The sequence below is a fragment of the Cellulophaga sp. F20128 genome, assembly GCF_023015805.1.
Taxonomy (GTDB): Bacteria; Bacteroidota; Bacteroidia; order Flavobacteriales; family Flavobacteriaceae; genus Cellulophaga.
Window position 1 is genome coordinate 319351 of sequence record NZ_JALKBA010000001.1, and the last position, 17013, is coordinate 336363.

At 35.7% G+C, this 17013-nt stretch carries 18 protein-coding genes; 12 read left to right on the plus strand and 6 right to left on the minus strand.

The genetic code is table 11. The annotated features are described in order from the left end of the window. Positions 1-70 precede the first annotated feature (70 nt). Positions 71-1171 (plus strand): DUF4407 domain-containing protein, encoded by a 1101-nt coding sequence (locus MWU65_RS01355; protein WP_247075107.1) that lies wholly within the window; start codon positions 71-73, stop codon positions 1169-1171. Between the two features lie 68 nt (positions 1172-1239). On the opposite strand, the gene MWU65_RS01360 is transcribed toward MWU65_RS01355, so the two are convergent. Beyond that, on the minus strand, positions 1240-2895 hold the full coding sequence (locus tag MWU65_RS01360) for a solute:sodium symporter family transporter (RefSeq protein WP_247075118.1): 1656 nt from the start codon (positions 2893-2895) through the stop codon (positions 1240-1242). A gap of 225 nt (positions 2896-3120) precedes the next feature. Between MWU65_RS01360 and MWU65_RS01365 the strand changes: the two genes are divergently transcribed. Genes MWU65_RS01365 through MWU65_RS17780 form a run of 4 tightly spaced genes read left to right on the plus strand, consistent with a single transcriptional unit; the run spans position 3121 to position 5655 of the window. Beyond that, positions 3121-4662, plus strand: coding sequence for a hypothetical protein (locus MWU65_RS01365; RefSeq protein ID WP_247075119.1), 1542 nt, complete (start codon positions 3121-3123; stop codon positions 4660-4662). Between the two features lie 50 nt (positions 4663-4712). Continuing rightward, positions 4713-4931: a hypothetical protein gene (locus tag MWU65_RS17770; RefSeq protein ID WP_348646011.1), complete on the plus strand. Its 219-nt coding sequence runs from the start codon at positions 4713-4715 to the stop codon at positions 4929-4931. A gap of 45 nt (positions 4932-4976) precedes the next feature. Then, positions 4977-5423 (plus strand): hypothetical protein, encoded by a 447-nt coding sequence (locus MWU65_RS17775; protein WP_348646012.1) that lies wholly within the window; start codon positions 4977-4979, stop codon positions 5421-5423. Then, on the plus strand, positions 5416-5655 hold the full coding sequence (locus tag MWU65_RS17780; protein ID WP_348646013.1) for a hypothetical protein: 240 nt from the start codon (positions 5416-5418) through the stop codon (positions 5653-5655). Before MWU65_RS17775 ends, MWU65_RS17780 begins: the two co-directional genes overlap by 8 nt. A 122-nt stretch (positions 5656-5777) precedes the next feature. Here the strand turns inward: MWU65_RS17780 and MWU65_RS01375 are convergent, their stop codons facing one another. Next, the gene (locus MWU65_RS01375) at positions 5778-6311 is read right to left on the minus strand and encodes a DUF2911 domain-containing protein (protein ID WP_247075120.1); all 534 of its coding nucleotides are present in this window, start codon (positions 6309-6311) and stop codon (positions 5778-5780) included. Between the two features lie 511 nt (positions 6312-6822). Here MWU65_RS01375 and MWU65_RS01380 point away from each other — a divergent pair. Further along, on the plus strand, positions 6823-7524 hold the full coding sequence (locus MWU65_RS01380; RefSeq protein ID WP_247075121.1) for a DsbA family oxidoreductase: 702 nt from the start codon (positions 6823-6825) through the stop codon (positions 7522-7524). A 76-nt stretch (positions 7525-7600) separates the two neighbouring features. Here MWU65_RS01380 and MWU65_RS01385 read toward each other — a convergent pair whose 3' ends face one another. From MWU65_RS01385 to MWU65_RS01400, 4 genes are all read right to left on the minus strand, one after another. Then, positions 7601-9028 carry a Gfo/Idh/MocA family oxidoreductase gene (locus tag MWU65_RS01385; RefSeq protein WP_247075122.1) on the minus strand — a complete coding sequence of 476 codons (1428 nt, stop codon included), beginning with the start codon at positions 9026-9028 and terminating at the stop codon, positions 7601-7603. 104 nt (positions 9029-9132) lie between these two features. Continuing rightward, on the minus strand, positions 9133-9792 hold the full coding sequence (locus MWU65_RS01390) for an HD domain-containing protein (protein WP_247075124.1): 660 nt from the start codon (positions 9790-9792) through the stop codon (positions 9133-9135). Beyond that, entirely contained in the window at positions 9789-10529 is a 741-nt protein-coding gene (locus tag MWU65_RS01395; RefSeq protein ID WP_247075125.1) for a lysophospholipid acyltransferase family protein, read from the minus strand. The genes MWU65_RS01390 and MWU65_RS01395 overlap by 4 nt, the downstream gene beginning before the upstream one ends. Positions 10530-10593: 64 nt before the next feature. Next, positions 10594-11004 (minus strand): BrxA/BrxB family bacilliredoxin, encoded by a 411-nt coding sequence (locus MWU65_RS01400; protein ID WP_247075126.1) that lies wholly within the window; start codon positions 11002-11004, stop codon positions 10594-10596. A 120-nt stretch (positions 11005-11124) separates the two neighbouring features. Between MWU65_RS01400 and MWU65_RS01405 the strand changes: the two genes are divergently transcribed. The 6 genes from MWU65_RS01405 (at position 11125) to MWU65_RS01430 (ending at position 17005) form a co-directional block, all read left to right on the plus strand. Next, positions 11125-11868, plus strand: coding sequence for a TerB family tellurite resistance protein (locus MWU65_RS01405; RefSeq protein ID WP_247075127.1), 744 nt, complete (start codon positions 11125-11127; stop codon positions 11866-11868). A 95-nt stretch (positions 11869-11963) separates the two neighbouring features. Further along, a complete protein-coding gene (locus tag MWU65_RS01410; RefSeq protein ID WP_247075129.1) occupies positions 11964-12548 on the plus strand; it encodes a HupE/UreJ family protein in 585 nt (194 codons plus the stop codon). A gap of 73 nt (positions 12549-12621) precedes the next feature. Next, positions 12622-13044 carry a dCMP deaminase family protein gene (locus MWU65_RS01415; RefSeq protein WP_247075131.1) on the plus strand — a complete coding sequence of 141 codons (423 nt, stop codon included), beginning with the start codon at positions 12622-12624 and terminating at the stop codon, positions 13042-13044. A 7-nt stretch (positions 13045-13051) separates the two neighbouring features. Next, positions 13052-14677: a S41 family peptidase gene (locus MWU65_RS01420; protein WP_247075132.1), complete on the plus strand. Its 1626-nt coding sequence runs from the start codon at positions 13052-13054 to the stop codon at positions 14675-14677. Between the two features lie 180 nt (positions 14678-14857). Then, entirely contained in the window at positions 14858-15661 is an 804-nt protein-coding gene (locus tag MWU65_RS01425; RefSeq protein ID WP_247075134.1) for a LytTR family DNA-binding domain-containing protein, read from the plus strand. Positions 15662-15811: 150 nt separating this feature from the next. Next, a complete protein-coding gene (locus tag MWU65_RS01430) occupies positions 15812-17005 on the plus strand; it encodes a cytochrome c peroxidase (RefSeq protein ID WP_247075135.1) in 1194 nt (397 codons plus the stop codon). Positions 17006-17013: the final 8 nt, after the last annotated feature.

Genomic DNA, 17013 nt, shown 5'->3' on the forward strand with positions numbered 1-17013 from the left:
TTTTTATACCAAAAACTTAAAAACTGCGTTACAATAGGTACATCATCATCATCAAAAACGAGAACTTATCATGATCAAACGCTTTTTCATCCTCTGCTCAGGGGCAGATTCCACCATTCTAGAAACATGTTCCTCAGGCGAACAAAACAAATATGCGGGTATTGGCGCTACCGTTTTTTTTACAGCCGTAATGGCTTTTATTGCAAGCTCATATGCCTTATACACAGTATTTGACTCTGTTTATGCCGCTGTCTTTTTTGGACTAATTTGGGGGCTACTCATTTTTAATTTAGACCGCTTTATTGTTTCTACCATTAAAAAAAGAGACCATTTTAAAAGTGAATTGCTACAAGCTACCCCACGGTTAATTCTTGCAATTATCATTGCCATAGTCATTGCAAAGCCCTTGGAAATGAAAATTTTTGAAAAGGAAATCAATCAGGTTTTATTGGAGCAAAAAAATGAATTAACATTGGCAAACAAGGAACAAATTGCCTTGCAATACAACCCTAAAAAAGAAAACTTACAACAGTCCATTCAAAACTTAAAAGAAGAAATTACCACCAAAGAAACAGAGACCAATGCGCTATACGACACCTTTATTGCGGAAGCTGAAGGCAGAGAAGGCACCAAACTTTTAGGCAAAGGCCCCGTTTACAAAGAGAAGCGCGAAAAGCATGATGTCGCCTTACAAGAGTTGCAAGCCTTAAAAGAAAACAATACCAAAAAAATAGCTGGTCTGGAAGCAGAAATTACAACTGTAGATGCGGAATATACCAATAGTGTTGCGGATTCCCAGCCCATCATTGATGGCTTTGACGGGCTAATGGCACGGATTACAGCTCTAAACGAATTGCCGTGGCTCCCTTCATTCTTTATCTTTTTGCTTTTTTTAGCCATAGAAACATCACCCATAATCGCTAAGCTTTTGTCTCCCAAAGGAACATATGATTATAAATTGGAAGAGGAAGAAAGTGTGGTTAAAACGTGGGTAGCGCAAAAAGTGGCCCAACGTAAAAACGTTTATGACACCGATGTGATCCTTAACAAAAAGATCTACAATGATATCGCTGAAGAAGAAGCCATTTACGCTTATAAAAAGCAACAGGCAGAGAAACTACTGAAACAGCAAGCTGACGCTTTTTATGCTGTGCAGACCAAAAATTTATAAGGACTAAAAAAAGGGGTGGCTTTTCTATTGAAAAACCACCCCTTTTTAATTTTAAGTATACACTTTACCTAATTCGCAAAATACACATAGATCCCTACAACCAATACGCAAATAGCTATTCCAATTTGATTCACATACTTATATGGGGTTATTTCTACCTGCTCTGTATATTTTTGCACATAAGGTGTTTCACGCGGTTTAAGCTTTCCTATCAACAACATGATTCCAAAGTTTAAGACAAACAAAATGGCCATTACATGTAAAAAGTGCGGATAAGCATCTACTTCAATAACGCCTAAAGCATCTACATCTGTTATACCCGCTGCCTCTGCTTTCTCTAAAGCTGCATCTATAAAATAGGGTTGTAAAATAAACTGACTAATAATATACAACACAGAACCAGAAATAATTCCAATTTTAGCGGCAATTGCCGGTACCCTCTTCGTTACATACCCAATTATAATTACAGAAAAAATAGGAATACTATAAATACCATTTACCTCCTGTAAATAACCAAATAAACTACCAGCATTTGCAATAAAAGGGGCAATAAACATGGCTGCTAATGCCAAAATAATTCCAAATATTTTACCATTCTTTACTATTTGTACCTCTCCTGCTTCTTTATTAATATGTTGTTTGTAAATATCCAATCCGTATAAAGTAACAGAGCTATTTAAAACACTGTTAAAAGAACTTAGAATGGCACCAAAAAGTACGGCAGCAAAAAAGCCAACCAAATAACTTGGTAAAACCTTACCTACCAACATAGGGTAAGCACTGTCTGAACTTTCCAAACTACCTTCAAAAATATGAAAGGCTATAATTCCAGGAAGCACCAAAATTAAAGGCCCTAGAATTTTAATAAAGGAGGCCAACAACAATCCCTTTTGACCTTCTGCTAAGTTTTTAGCACCCAAAGCACGTTGTATAATTTGTTGGTTGGTACCCCAATAAAACAATTGTACCAACATCATTCCTGTAAAAATGGTAGAAAAAGGAACGGAATTTGTTTTTGTTCCTATAGAATTGAATTTTTCAGGATTTTCGGTTGTCAATATGGATAAGCCCTCCATTACACTTCCATCACCCATAAACATTAATCCAAAAATAGGAATTAAAATACCTCCAATCAATAGGCCTATTGCATTTATAGAATCTGAAACTACAACTGCTTTTAAACCCCCAAATATGGCGTAAACACCTCCAATAACACCTATGCCCCAAACGCAAACCCATATGGAAACTGTATGGCTTATGCCTAACATTTCTGGAACATTAAACATTCCGCTTATTGCAACAGAACCAGAATATAAAATAACAGGCAACAAGACCACTACATATCCTGTTAAGAACAACCCAGAGGTTATTGTTTTTGTTGTTACATCAAACCGATCTGCTAAAAATTGAGGAATGGTGGTTAAGCCTCCCTTTAAATACCTTGGCAATAAAAATATGGCAGTTACCACAATAGCTATAGCGGCTAAGGTTTCCCATGCCATTACAGAGAGTCCATCCGTATAGGCATCTGAATTTAGGCCTACAAGTTGTTCAGTAGATAAATTGGTTAATAAAAGCGATCCGGCAATAACTCCTGCGGTAAGGCTTCTGCCTCCTAAAAAATACCCGTCCGACGATTTTTCATTGGTTTTTCTAGTTGCCAGATAAGAGATAATGGCGACTAAAAGCGTAAAGCCCACAAAAGAGAGTAAGGTTAATAACATAAGTTAAAAAGTTTGGTTTGAGTATAAATATATTGGTTTAATTTCTTACTAAAAACATTAGTCTTAAAAAATATAATTTTTTGTTTTAAATCTAACATTTGAAAAAATTATGAATTAATTTCGATTAAATTTTACCTTATTACACCTAATTTTACTCCATTTTTGAAATTGATGTAAGATTTTAACATACAATTCGTTATTATAGAGTAATCTCAAGATCATACCATGAAGAACATTACTTTGCTACTCCTTTTTTTTATTGGTTTCAGTGCATTTGCACAAAAAATGCCCGTAACCTATAAATTCAGTGAAAAATATCACGACAGGTATAAATACTCTAATCTACAAACTATAGCCAATGACGGTGCTGGTGGGTCTATCCTTGTTAGATCTTACTTTACCGGGTTAATCCTAAAACCCCGAGGATACATCATAGAACACTACGGCCAAGACTTAGGGCTTTTAAATGAATTTAATTACAAAGTAAAAGACAAAGATTTTGTAAATGCTTTTGTAAATAACGGCATTTTAAACATTTTATTCTTAGAATATAATGCTGGTAAGCAAGCGTACGACTATGTGGTTCACCAAAGCCCGATTACAAACTTTGATTTTACAAAGACTACAATTCTTTCCATACCTTCCAAACAAGTAGAAGAGCCTATCGATAAAAAATACTACAATAGAGAATTTGCTTCTGGCTTTAGCACGTCCATATTATTTAATGAGAAAAAGGATGCCTTTGTCATTAGTGCTCATTACAAAAAAGCCAAGGACAATCAACATTTTATACATGTATTTGATGCTGATTTAACAAAGTTAGTTTCCCATGATTTCTCTGCTGAAGTGGAAGAAAAAAACTACGCCTTTGAAAATGTAGAAATCACCCAAAACAAAAAAGAAGTCTTTTTAGTAGCAAAAGCTTATTATAAAAAGAGACGTTTTTCTGCCTTGGAGCGCAAGTTTCAATACGAGCTAATAAAAGTCACAGACCAAGAACGGGTACTAAAAACTTTTGATGAACCCGGAATGTACTTGGAGGCATTAAAACCTATTCTTACAGAAAAAAAACTAATCTGTATCGGTTTTTATTCCAACCGGAAAGACAATCGTTACAATGGTCTAAGTTATTTTAAATTAGATGAAGGTTCCTTAGACATAAAATCCACGAAATTCTTACCCTTTACACCACAATTTATGGCAGATAAGTTTGGATTAGAGGAAGATAATAAAGAAGTTAAAAACCTTATTTTTAAAAATGCAAAAATAGCGAGTGATGGTTCTATCCTATTTAATGCAGAGGAGTATTTTATTACTTCTGGTTTTCAGAACAATCCAGGAGGATCTAGGGTAAAGATTACGAGATATCACTACAACGATATGATAGGTGCCAAATTAACAGACGATGGTGATTTAATTTGGGTACGTAACATTAATAAATCTGAAGTAACCCAAGGAGATGGGGCGTATGCATCTTACAGCACCCTTACCAAAGGCAATGATACCTATTTCTTTATTAGTACAGCCTCTGAAAATCCGCAATTATTAAATAACGAACGCTTAGTTTTTAGGCAAGGTTTGGGCAGAAACCGTAATGTTTTCATGATTAAGCTAGATGAAAAAGGATTCATGACCTATGATAAAATTATAGATGATAAAGAAGCACGACTGCCATTAATGGTGTCTAAACCATTAATCAATAAAGACCAAATACTGTTTTACGCCAAACGAGGTAGTAAAAAACAATTGGTAGAAGTTAAGCTTTAACCACATTTGTTACATAACTAAACCTTAAGGAAGTCCTCCTACAGTATTGTATGGGGATTTATTTAAAATTTAATAGCGTTAAGGATTTATTCCATATTTTTAGATTAAATCCTATAAGTAAAAAAAGACTACATCAAAGGCCGAAGGCACAACAGAACACGCATAATAAGTTTCTACAGCACGTTTATGAAATTCGTGATGATTTTCTAGAGTTCTGTGGTTTGGAAGGTGAAGAAGCTGACAACGACGGCACAAAGTACAACCCATAATTCCAAAGACTATAGTAAAAAAAGTTACAAGTCCATACCATTGTATTGTCTGTAAATACGGATTGTTACCAACCTGCAGAAAAACAATATAAAAACACCAAAGCTTGCCTAAAAGTGGTTTACATGTACAGACACCCTCTTGGCATCATCATTAAAAACGCACTAATACTACGGGATTTGGAAATATTAAAACAACCGGCCTACCACAACTTAGTAGGGGTAAATGTTTCCGTGACCTCTTTATCAGAAGAAACCAGAAGGATTTTAGAACCCAGTACCGTAAGCATTAAAAAAAGGTTGGAAACCATTAAAATCTTATCCGAAAACAACATCCCCATAAACGCCATGTTGGCGCCAATTATTCCCGGCCAAATCAGTCATAAAATATTAGGGTTGGCAAAAGCGGTAAGAAACAACGGGGCACTTTCCTTTAGATTTACGATAGTACGTTTAAATGGTGCTTGGTCAACTATTTACAGATTGGATGGATAAAACCTTATCAGATAAAGCCGATAAGGTATTGCACTTAATAGAAGCTTGCCTCAATGGTTCTTTAAACGATACTAGATTTGGACTGCGCACCCGGGGCGATGGGCAAATAGCAGCACAAATACACAGCTTGGTTAAACTGGCCAAACAAAAGTATTTTGCCAACAAAACCTTTCCAACACTAAATACTAGTTTGTTTGAAGAATATAAAAATGGACAGTATAAGTTGTTTTAAAATAACCTTAAAAATAAAACTTCAGTTTATTTAAGGTTTACCTAGGTATATAAAAAGGCTCTATTTTCAAATGTAAATAGAACCTTTTAGCATTATTATTACTTAACGTAATTATTATATCTTTATTTAGTCCCTACACCTAGTTTAACAGGCACGTAAGTAGTATCCCAAAGTATTCCAAAACTAGCACTAGTATCAGTTAAATCACCTATTATTATTGTAAATGTTTCTACAGACATTGGCATTTTTAGTGCTTGAGAGGTAACTTTTGCAGCCACTTTAGATTCATCTAATTCTTGTGGAGTTCCACCAGCATCATGCTCAGTATATAAATAAACTTCCCATGAAGTGGCACTAGGTTTAGTGAAAATTGCATAAGTACCAGCCTTAACTGCTGTTCCGCCAAAAGTTACATCTTTATCAAAGGTAATCTTAGTTCTGGCATTTGCACCAGTTCTCCAAATTTTATTAAAAGGCACTAGATCACCAAAAATAGTTCGGCCTTTAACTGAAGGTCTTGAGTACTCTACTGTAACTTCAGTTAAACCAACTGTCTGAATTAATTCTGAAGCAGGACTAGCTGCTGGTTTTTCAGCTTGTGCGCTTAAAGCAACAGAAGCCATAATGGCACAAACAAATAATGTAATCTTTTTCATAGTTTAATGTATATATTAGTTTTTACTAAAATACGTATAATGCCACTTGCAGTTTGTTAATAAAACCCTAAATATGAAATAACTAAACAGTATTTTCTTTGTTGTAATTGATTTTTCTTATTTTCTTAAAGAGGTAAGAAGTTAGCTACTTACCTCTTTACAATATTTTATTACCTTGAACCATGTTCATTAGTAGGTGATTGGATAGAACGTTTTAGTGAAGAGTTAAAAAAGAAAACAAGTAAAAATTTTGAGAGTGGTTCGTTGTCAAAAGATTTCCGCTTCAATAGGATATTGGGATTGAAAGAAGAAATGAATTGGGCAGGTCTTGTTACCTCGATAGGAATTGAGATTATTCAGTAAAAAATTACCTATTGAATTCAAATGTTAGTTCGAGTAAAATTCTATTTTCAGGATTTTGTATCGAAAACCACAAACCAGTTTTTAATTGAAATTATTGAAAGGTTGGCACCTTAAATCCGTCTAAACAATAGCAACAAATAAAATAACTATGCACATACAAATTTGGTCAGACATTAGATGTCCGTTCTGTTACATTGGGAAACGAAACTTTACAGCGGCATTGGAAAAATTTCCGCACAAAGACAAGGTCACAGTGGAATGGAAAAGTTTTGAATTGGACCCCAATATTAAGACACAAACAGACATAAGCGCTATTGCTCATTTTATGCAAAGTAAAGGTGTAGATGAGGCTAGCGCTACTGAAATGTTTAATCGAGTTACTGAAATGGCAAACAGCGTTGGTCTTAATTTTAAAATTGGAGATATTGTAACCGCCAATTCATTAAACGCTCATCGCCTTTTGCAATACGCCAAAACCATACAACGGGCAGATGCAACAAAAGAAGCGCTTTTAAAAGCCCATTTAGAAGATGGTAAAAATATAGACGATATCGCATTTTTGGTTGCTACTGCAGTCGCTCTGGGAATGGACAAAACAACGGTTGAAGAAATATATACAACAGATGCTTTTACCTATGATGTACGGCAAGATGAAATGGAAGCACGTAACTTAGGTGTCAACGGTGTCCCTTTCTTTGTGTTAGACAATAAATATGGTGTTTCTGGCGCACAACCTATAGCAGCGTTTACCGAAGCTTTAGAAAGTGCTTGGGAAAACCACCAAAAAGAAGCACTTACCATAATACCTACGGAGCAAGGCGATTCTTGTGATGTAGATGGCAATTGCTAATGACCCTATACAACTAAAAAAAGTCTTGATTCGCAATTGCGAATCAAGACTTTTTTTATAAGATGGCATTAGAGAATTATGTTAACTCCCAACCTTTTCTATAGCTACCTTTTACCCATTCATTGGCTTTGTCAAAATTGGTGACATTCATTTTGGCACCATCCCATTTAATGGTGCGTCTGCCAGGATATAAAAACGGATCCCAATCTCCTGCTTTCTTACCTTCTTTAAACGTTTTATATTGATAAGCCTTAATGGCTAGATTCCCCATAAGTACACCTTCTGTTAAGGGCCCTGCTTTGGTTACAAAATCAGATGCAGTTTCTACACCGTTTAAACAGCCTTCTACCCAATTGCTTTGATGCCCTGCAAAACCACCTTCTATTCGCGGTAAATACGGCTTTGGTTTGTTAAACATTTCATTCACACTTGCCGGTAACAATCGAGGATTAGCAGAATAGATATCACATAATATAATTCCTTTTGTTCCGTGAAAAACTACGCCTCCACCAGTTTCTCCCAAGAGTTTACCATCTTCCAATTCGGTTGGAATATCTGGCATCAATCCGCCGTCATACCAATTTAAAGCGATATCCCCCTGTTCTGCAGTATTAAATTTTAAACGTACTACCGAGGAAGGGGGACAAGAATTTGAATAATCTGCCTCTACAAAATCACCTACCCAAGTTGTAGTACAACTGGCTTCTGCCTCAGTAGGAGAACCCAATCCTAAAACACTATAAGGTGTTTCCATAATATGGCATCCCATATCACCCAAGGCTCCAGTTCCAAAGTCCCACCAACCACGCCATTTAAAAGGCAAATACGCTGGATTGTACGGTCTGTTAGCCGCTGGTCCTAACCATAAATCCCAATCCAATTCTTTAGGAATTGGGTGTCCGCCTTCTGGAGTTTTTAACCCCTGTGGCCATACCGGGCGATTGGTCCAACAATCTACCTTCGTTATTTTACCAATAACACCAGCATCTATCCATTCTTTGGTTGTTTTACTACCCGGATTAGAAGACCCTTGGTTTCCCATTTGGGTAACAATACCATTCTCTTTGGCAACTTGAGTCATTAATCTAGCTTCATAAATATTATGAGACAATGGCTTTTCTACATACGCGTGCTTTTTAGCACGCATAAACGGCAACGCAATAGTTGCGTGGGTATGGTCTGGTGTAGCCACCATAATGGCATCTATATCGCTAAGGTGTTTGTCGTACACCTTTCTAAAATCTTTGAATCTTTTTGCTTTTGGATGCAACTTATAACTACCCGCAGCACTTCTATCATCTACATCACAAAGCGCAACAAATTTTACTTTCCCTGTATTCGTAAGTTCTTTCACTACCGATCCTCCTCTGCCGCCAACACCAAAGGCTCCAACATAAAGGGTATCACTTGGTGCAACGTGATTTTTACCCAACACAAAACTTGGGACAATAGAAAATGCAGCAGAACTGGCAGCTACATTTTTTATAAATTTTCTTCTTTCCATTTTTGAAATTCTATAAATTCGAACATGCAAGATACTTAAAATGATAAAAAGATAAGAGTTCGTTTATCCTTAAAAGTCAACTATAACTTTATCGTTAAAAATGGTTATATTTTTCCATTCCATTCATCATAAAATTGGGCCAAAAAAGCCTCCATATACTGATGCCGCCCTTGCGCCAATTTTTGGCCAGTAGAAGTATTCATCTTATTCTTTAAAAGCAATAATTTTTCATAAAAATGATTGATGGTAGGCGCCGTAGATTTTTTGTATTCCTCCTTCGTCATAGAATGGTTTGGAGGAATCGCTGGATTGTACATTCCCCGGTTTTTAAAACCCCCATAATTAAAGGCACGTGCAATTCCGATAGCACCAATGGCATCTAACCGGTCTGCATCTTGCACTACTTTTAATTCTATGGAGGTAAATGGGATTGTGGCAGCATCACCCAAACTACTTTTATAAGAAATATGATTAATGATTTGAACCACATGCGCAATCACTTTATCATCAACAGCTAAAGATTTTAAAAAGGTAGTTGCCATTTTTGGCCCTATAGTTTCATCTCCATTGTGAAATTTAGGATCGGCAATATCATGCAGTAATGCTCCCAAAGATACAACCAACAGATCTACCTGTTCTTCCTTAGCAATAAGCATCGTATTGTTGTATACCCGCTCTATATGAAACCAATCATGACCGCCTTCAGCTCCTTTCAAAGTCTTTTGTACAAAGGCCTTTGTTTTTATAATTATTTCTGAATTCATATTTTAAAAGAGGTTATTCCAGCAGTAATTGTCGCTTCTACCTCATCAATAATAGCCGCTACATTTCCTTTGTTCTTAACAGGAGCATGAACATCTATCGTAAAATGAATTCCTGCCGTATATGGAAATTTACCGTATTGTAACAATTTCCAAGAATTGTTAATGCTGATAGGAACTATTACGGCCGAAGGTGCATTTTTTAGCAGTATTTTAAGTCCCATGGGTTGAAACTTTCTAGGATGCCCTGTTTTGCTTCGTGTACCTTCTGGGAAGATTACGGCACTTCTGTTATGAGCTTCAATATACCTACCCAATTTGGCTATTTCCCCTAAGGCTTGCTTTGGGTTTTTTCTATCTATTAATGCCGCACCACTATGTCGTAAATTATAGGAGACACTTGGTATTCCTTTTCCGAGCTCCTTTTTACTTACAAATTTTGGATGGTTCTTTCTAAAAAACCAAATTAAGGGAGGAATATCATTCATGCTCTGATGATTGGCTACAAAAATAACAGGAACATCCGTTGGAATTTCTGTTGCCATCCTAAACGTATACCTCGTTCCTAGAAGATGGGTACTTCGCATTAAACACCAGTTTAAAAGACTTACACTCTTTTTATGCGCCTCGTATCCAAACAGGTTAAAACAAATCCATTGTATGGGATGAAAAACAACCAATATTAATCCAAAAAAGAAAAAATAAAGAAAGGTTAACGGATATGAGATAAGTTTTCGCATAGCACAAAAATAAAAAAACCGCTCTTTTTATAGAGCGGTTTTTATAGATAATTTTCAGTAGTACTTAACAGAACTCATTATAAGCTGCTTTTAAGTTTTCAGCAATCAATTCTGCTGGCCTACCTTCAATATGGTGGCGTTCTATCATGTGTACTAATTCTCCGTTTCTAAACAACGCCATACTTGGCGAAGATGGAGGAAAAGGAACCATCATACCTCTTGCTGCGTTAACAGCATCTGTATCTACACCTGCGAACACGGTAACTGTATTGTCTGGTTTTTTATCATTAAGCAAACTCATTTTTGCGCCTGGTCTAGCATTGGCAGCAGCACAACCACAAACAGAATTCACGACTACCAAAGTAGTTCCTTCTGCATTTATTGCCTTTTCAACTGCTTCTGCTGTAAATAATTCTTCAAAACCTGCAGATACCAAGTCTTGTCTCATAGGTTTTACTAATTCTGCTGGGTACATATTTTTAATTTTTATGTTAATAAGCGTTTTACAAAAGTAACCAATTTGTCGCATTTTTCTGCAAACCTTAACTTTTCATTTAGTCTTAAATTCTATCTTTGAACAAATTTTAGAAAAAGTATGTTAAAATGGGGAGCTGCAATCGTCGGATATTTTATTTTTCGATTGCCAGGAGCAATAATTGGATTTTTTATAGGAACCTTAGTAGATAATTTTGGCGGTAACGCTAATAGTAGAAGCGGCAATACTGTTTTTAGCGATATGACGCGACAAAAAGTGTCGCCTGCAGATTTTGAAATGCATTTAATATCGCTCTGTTCTATCGTCATTAAGGCAGATGGAACTATTAGTCAGCGAGAGCTCGATTACGTTCGACAATATTTTGTGCAAACCTATGGCAAAGAAAAAGCCAATGCTATTTTTAGAACCTTTAATGAGGTGAATAAAAAGCATGAAATTTCTGCAAAAAATATTTGCTACTATTTAAACCAACGGGTACGCTATGAAGTGCGTTTGCAATTGGTTCACTTTTTATTTGGCATTGCTCAAGCCGATGGTTCGGTTAGTGCTGCTGAAGTTGAGGTTATACGGGATATTGCAGCCTATTTTAAATTGGGCAAAAATGATTATGAAAGCATTAAGGCCATGTTTATTAAATCTGCCGATAACTCCTATAAGATTTTAGAGATTGATAAAACTGCCACAGATGATGAGGTTAAAAAAGCCTACAGAACTATGGCTAAAAAATACCATCCGGATAAGGTTATTACACAAAACGAAGCCATTAAAAAAGGCGCTGAGGAAAAATTTAAAGAAGTCCAAAAAGCCTATGAAACTATACAGGCAGAACGTGGCATTGGATAGTTAGTGGTTAGTGGTTAGTGAAATTACAAACCCACTTTACTAGGAAGCACTAAACAAGGAAACAAAGTAACTTTAGACAAAATTATAAGTAGACAATGGAAGAATTTTTATTTTACACAGAACTAGGATTGTATCATGTATTAGACTTTGGTGCGTATGATCATATTTTATTTTTAACTGCACTGGCTATTCCTTTTACATTTAGCAGCTGGAAAAATATAATTCTTTTAGCCACCGTTTTTACAATTGCTCATTGTTTTTCTTTGGGATTATCTAGCTATGAGGTTTTGACCGTAGACGTTGCCCTCATAGAATTTCTTATCCCTGTAACCATCTTACTTACAGCATTATTTAATATATACAGCGCTAAGAATAAAAAAGAAATTCATTCTATAAAATTGCATTTGGCAGCTACCACATTTTTTGGTTTAATACACGGTTTTGGGTTTTCTAACTATTTTAAAATGCTTATGGCAGAAGAAGAGGATAAATTAACCCCCTTATTAGGTTTTGCAACGGGTATAGAAATGTCTCAACTATTAATTTTAATCTTTGCATTAGGACTAACCTTTGTAGTATTAAACCTCCTTAAAGTAAAACAGCGGCTCTATGTTATTGTGGCATCAATACTAGTCATAGCCATTACAATACCTATGCTGATTGATACGTTTCCTATTTAAGTATTGTTAAAAATAACATTAATTCATTGGTGGCCTTAGCGAAAGCCAGTATATTGTAGTCATTAGAACAGAAATGAAAGAAAGAAAACAGAAAAAATATGATGAGGCATATTTGCGCATGGCTCAAGAATGGGGAAAACTTTCATATTGCAAGCGCAAACAGGTAGGCGCTATTGTCGTAAAAGACCGAATGATCATTTCTGACGGATACAATGGTACCCCAACAGGTTTTGACAATGTATGCGAAGATGAAGAAGGGTATACAAAATGGTTTGTATTACATGCCGAAGCCAATGCCATTTCTAAGGTCGCCTCTTCTACACAATCCTGTGCCGGCGCCACCTTGTACATTACACTATCACCCTGTAAAGAATGTAGTAAATTAATACATCAGTCTGGCATAATACGTGTAGTATATCAAAACGCATATAAAGATGATGCTGGCCTGAAATTTTTAGAAAAAGCGGGTATTAACCTAACACACTTGCCGTTGTAGCAATCGTATGAAAAACAAAATGTATTACATCTGGCCCATAATAGTTGCTTCAGTTTTAGCAATTGGTGTTTTTATTGGTGGAAAGTTAAACTTTAACGATTCCCCTGAAAAACTATTCTCTACCAATTCTAAAAAGGACAAACTCAATAGGCTCATAGATTATATAGATTATGAATATGTAGATGATATTAATACAGACAGTATTGTTGATGTTACTGTCAATAATATTTTAAATAAATTAGACCCTCATTCTGTTTATATTCCCAAGCGCGAAATGGCAGAAGTAAATGAAAATATGAAGGGTGATTTTGTCGGTATCGGCATTAATTTCTACATGTACCATGATACTATTTCAGTCATCAGAACAGTAGAAAATGGACCCAGTGCTTTAAAAGGCATCCAGGCTGGAGACCGTATTTTAAAAGCCGATGGCAAAGAATTATTTGGCAACAACTTTCCAAGTGGTATCGTTGTAGATAAATTAAAAGGAAAAAAAGGTACAACTGTTAATTTAGAAGTTTACAGAAAAAAAGAAAATAAAATTTTCAATGTAGCAATACAGAGAAACACCATTCCTCTAAAAAGTGTAGATGCCTATTATATGCTTACAAAAGACATAGGGTATATTAAAATAAATAGATTTGCAGAATCTACGTACAAAGAATTTAAAATTGCCTTAAATGAATTGCAAAAGCAAGGCGCTAAAAAATTAACCTTAGACTTGCGTGATAATCCTGGTGGCTATTTAGGCATTGCCGAACAAATGGCAGACGAATTTCTGCAAGATGGCAAGCTTATTTTATTCACCAAAAATAAAAGTGGTAAAATAGAAAATGCATACGCCACACGCAAAGGTAGTTTTGAAGACAAGCCGGTTTATATTTTAATCAACGAACGTTCTGCTTCTGCAAGTGAAATTATTGCTGGAGCACTACAAGACAACGATATAGGCACAATTGTAGGGAGACGTTCTTTTGGAAAAGGCTTGGTACAAAGAGAAATGGATCTAGGCGACGGATCTGCCGTACGACTCACCATATCTCGTTATTACACCCCAACAGGAAGATCCATTCAACGCGATTATAAAAACGGGAATAAAGACTATTACCAAGAATTAATGAAAAGGTATAGCAATGGAGAAATGTCTGAAGTAGACAGTATTAAGGTTGCAGATTCCTTAAAATACACAACGCCTAAAGGTAAAATTGTATACGGCGGCGGCGGTATAATTCCAGATGAATTTGTACCTATTGGAGACAATGAAGAAGAAGCTATTCAAGATTTAGACAGCTACGGGTTTATCTCTTATTTTATTTTTGAACATTTAGACGAGGATCGTACAAAATATAACTTCTATGGTCGCCAAGAATACATAAACGACTTCAAGGTAGATGACACCTTGTTCAATAGTTTTATTGCCTATTCTCAAAAAAATAATATCACCTTAGATTTCTACAAATACGAGCTAAGTTTAAAAAGGTATCTCAAAGCTACCCTTGCAGATCAGTTGTTTGATGCCAACACCTATGCTAAAATAAAAAGTAAATCTGACCCTATGTTGTTAAAAGTATTAGAATTAGATACCCAAATACTCACTAACAATAACGGAGATAAGATTACTACCGAGGATTAAATAATCTTGTACAGGTTATTTATGGCCAGGAGATAAACCAATTTCGATCCTTAGGTCACAATATTGATTTCCTAAGGAATAAGTCTCTTTTTTTGGTTAAATTAGACCAACAGAAATCTTATGAATTAATTGGACCAACAAAACAAAATAATAAAGGCTTTATGCCAACCCCTTCCCTTTTTGGATTCTTCCAAAAACAAGTTACAATTAATCGGTTTTACGTCTATCTATACCATAATTTTTTTATTTGTTTTTGTTCCGTTTAACTTAAACGATTGGAAGGAAAACACTTTGGGCTATATTACGATAGGTGCTTTTGTTCTTCTTAGTAGCCAGTTTATCATGCGCCCCATTATGGGCTTTAAAAAATTAAAAATATACAGTCTACTCTTTATCTTCGCCATAGAATTATTAGTAATTACTTATATTATCTACCTCATCTACGGCCCCTCACTTCTGTCATTTACAGCCCAATTAAATGAATATCTAATTACGCTGAAACACACGAGCCTTACCCTTTGTGTACCGTACTTTGTTTTTGTTTGGTATTTAAATTTAAGGCACAAAATGTCATTTTACAAAGAAGCTGAAAACAATAAAATACAAGCGCTACCTTCACCTAGCGATGAATTATTGACCATAACAGGGGAAAACAACAAAACAATCTTGGCTATTAAATACCAACAACTTTTATATGTAAAATCTGCCGGAAATTACCTGGAACTCTTTTATCTAAAAAACAATACAATTGCGAAAGAATTGGTAAGGGCAAGCCTAAAAGAACTAGAAGCAAATATTAATTACACTAATGTAATTCGGGTACACAGATCGTATATTATTAATACACAACATATCTCTTCCTATAAAAAAACTAAAAAAGGCTATGCCGTACTAATGGATAGTATTCCTGATACTGTAATTCCTGTTTCTTATGGATTTAAGTCGACCTTTGAAACCGCCGTTTGTAAAAAAGTGTCCCATTAGTCCCTATATAGGTATTTTCATCACAAAATCAACAAATTCACCCTATTCTAGACACCATCCTATTAATTTGGATGCAGTTGTGTTTCTAAAATAAGCTGTCACGCTTTTCTTTAAAGGAAACAAACTTCATGATTTAGACATTTTAAAAGGGTGAACAAAAAAAAGTATTTCTTACAGTTTTCTGTATTAGTCGTTTTGGCTGTAATTCTCTCATTTTTAGTGGCCGGAAAAAAAGTAACCTCGGAATATGAGGAAGTGTTCTTACTAACAAACACCTGCCCGCCTGGCTTTAAGCTAAATGATAAAAATGAATGTGTTGCACAAAACTTATACAAACTATATACCACAGAAAATGACCCAGGTGTAGGCGGATTAAAATCGGCTTTGCCAAAGGCACGTGATGGGTTTTCTCCCCAGCAAATAGACCTCGGAAGGTATTTGTTTTTTGACCCTGCGCTATCGGGCAATGGCACCATTTCTTGTGCAACATGTCATATTCCTAGCAAAGGGTTTAGTGATGGTCTAGCAACAAGCATTGGAATGAATGGCCAAAAATTAGACCGTAGTGCCCCTTCCTTATGGAATGTTGCCTATATGAAATTATTTTTCTGGGATGGACGGGCAAGCACCTTAGAAGAACAATTGGAAGGACCTCTTTTTGCTTCCAACGAAATGGACAACACCCCAGAAAACTTGGTGAAAACAATGAATTCTTTTGAAGAGTATTTGCAAATGTTTGCAGAAGCTTTTCCAAATAGAGACACAAAAGATCAAATTAAATTAGAAGAAATTTACACCGCCTTAACTGCCTTTGAAACCTCGTTAATTTCGCTCAATAGCAAATACGATCAATATGCACATGGCTACCAATCTGCCCTAAACAAAAAAGAGATTGAAGGGCTTAACGTTTTTCGATCTTTTGTTGCTCGTTGTGCAGAATGCCATACCCCACCGCTATTTAGCAATCAACAAATTGCAATCATTGGAACACCAGAGCCTTATGGCTTGCCCTTAGATGCTGGAGCAGAAATTCCTTTTAAAGACAGTACACTACGTGGTGGGTTCAAAGTACCAAGTCTAAGAAATATAGAAAAAACAGCTCCCTATATGCATTCTGGAAATTTTGCAACACTGAGAGAAACCGTTCAGTTTTACACAGATGGCAGAGGACATGCAGTTCCTAAAGGGGAGCAGTTAAGAATACACTGGCACATTTGGGAACCCAATTTAAGTGACTATGAGCTAGACAGACTAGTCGATTTTCTAAAAACACTAACAGACGAATCTTTTATACCTAAAATACCCCCTACCGTCCCATCAGGTTTAACAAACGCAATTAAATAACTAAACTC

Bases quoted from the DNA above. Each gene is read 5' to 3' on its own strand.
- MWU65_RS01355 (WP_247075107.1), top strand. From the start codon at position 71: ATGATCAAACGCTTTTTCATCCTCTGCTCAGGGGCAGATTCCACCATT.
- MWU65_RS01360 (WP_247075118.1), bottom strand. From the start codon at position 2,895: ATGTTATTAACCTTACTCTCTTTTGTGGGCTTTACGCTTTTAGTCGCC.
- MWU65_RS01365 (WP_247075119.1), top strand. From the start codon at position 3,121: ATGAAGAACATTACTTTGCTACTCCTTTTTTTTATTGGTTTCAGTGCA.
- MWU65_RS17770 (WP_348646011.1), top strand. From the start codon at position 4,713: ATGGGGATTTATTTAAAATTTAATAGCGTTAAGGATTTATTCCATATT.
- MWU65_RS17780 (WP_348646013.1), top strand. From the start codon at position 5,416: ATGGATAAAACCTTATCAGATAAAGCCGATAAGGTATTGCACTTAATA.
- MWU65_RS01375 (WP_247075120.1), bottom strand. From the start codon at position 6,311: ATGAAAAAGATTACATTATTTGTTTGTGCCATTATGGCTTCTGTTGCT.
- MWU65_RS01380 (WP_247075121.1), top strand. From the start codon at position 6,823: ATGCACATACAAATTTGGTCAGACATTAGATGTCCGTTCTGTTACATT.
- MWU65_RS01385 (WP_247075122.1), bottom strand. From the start codon at position 9,028: ATGGAAAGAAGAAAATTTATAAAAAATGTAGCTGCCAGTTCTGCTGCA.
- MWU65_RS01390 (WP_247075124.1), bottom strand. From the start codon at position 9,792: ATGAATTCAGAAATAATTATAAAAACAAAGGCCTTTGTACAAAAGACT.
- MWU65_RS01395 (WP_247075125.1), bottom strand. From the start codon at position 10,529: ATGCGAAAACTTATCTCATATCCGTTAACCTTTCTTTATTTTTTCTTT.
- MWU65_RS01400 (WP_247075126.1), bottom strand. From the start codon at position 11,004: ATGTACCCAGCAGAATTAGTAAAACCTATGAGACAAGACTTGGTATCT.
- MWU65_RS01405 (WP_247075127.1), top strand. From the start codon at position 11,125: ATGTTAAAATGGGGAGCTGCAATCGTCGGATATTTTATTTTTCGATTG.
- MWU65_RS01410 (WP_247075129.1), top strand. From the start codon at position 11,964: ATGGAAGAATTTTTATTTTACACAGAACTAGGATTGTATCATGTATTA.
- MWU65_RS01415 (WP_247075131.1), top strand. From the start codon at position 12,622: ATGAAAGAAAGAAAACAGAAAAAATATGATGAGGCATATTTGCGCATG.
- MWU65_RS01420 (WP_247075132.1), top strand. From the start codon at position 13,052: ATGAAAAACAAAATGTATTACATCTGGCCCATAATAGTTGCTTCAGTT.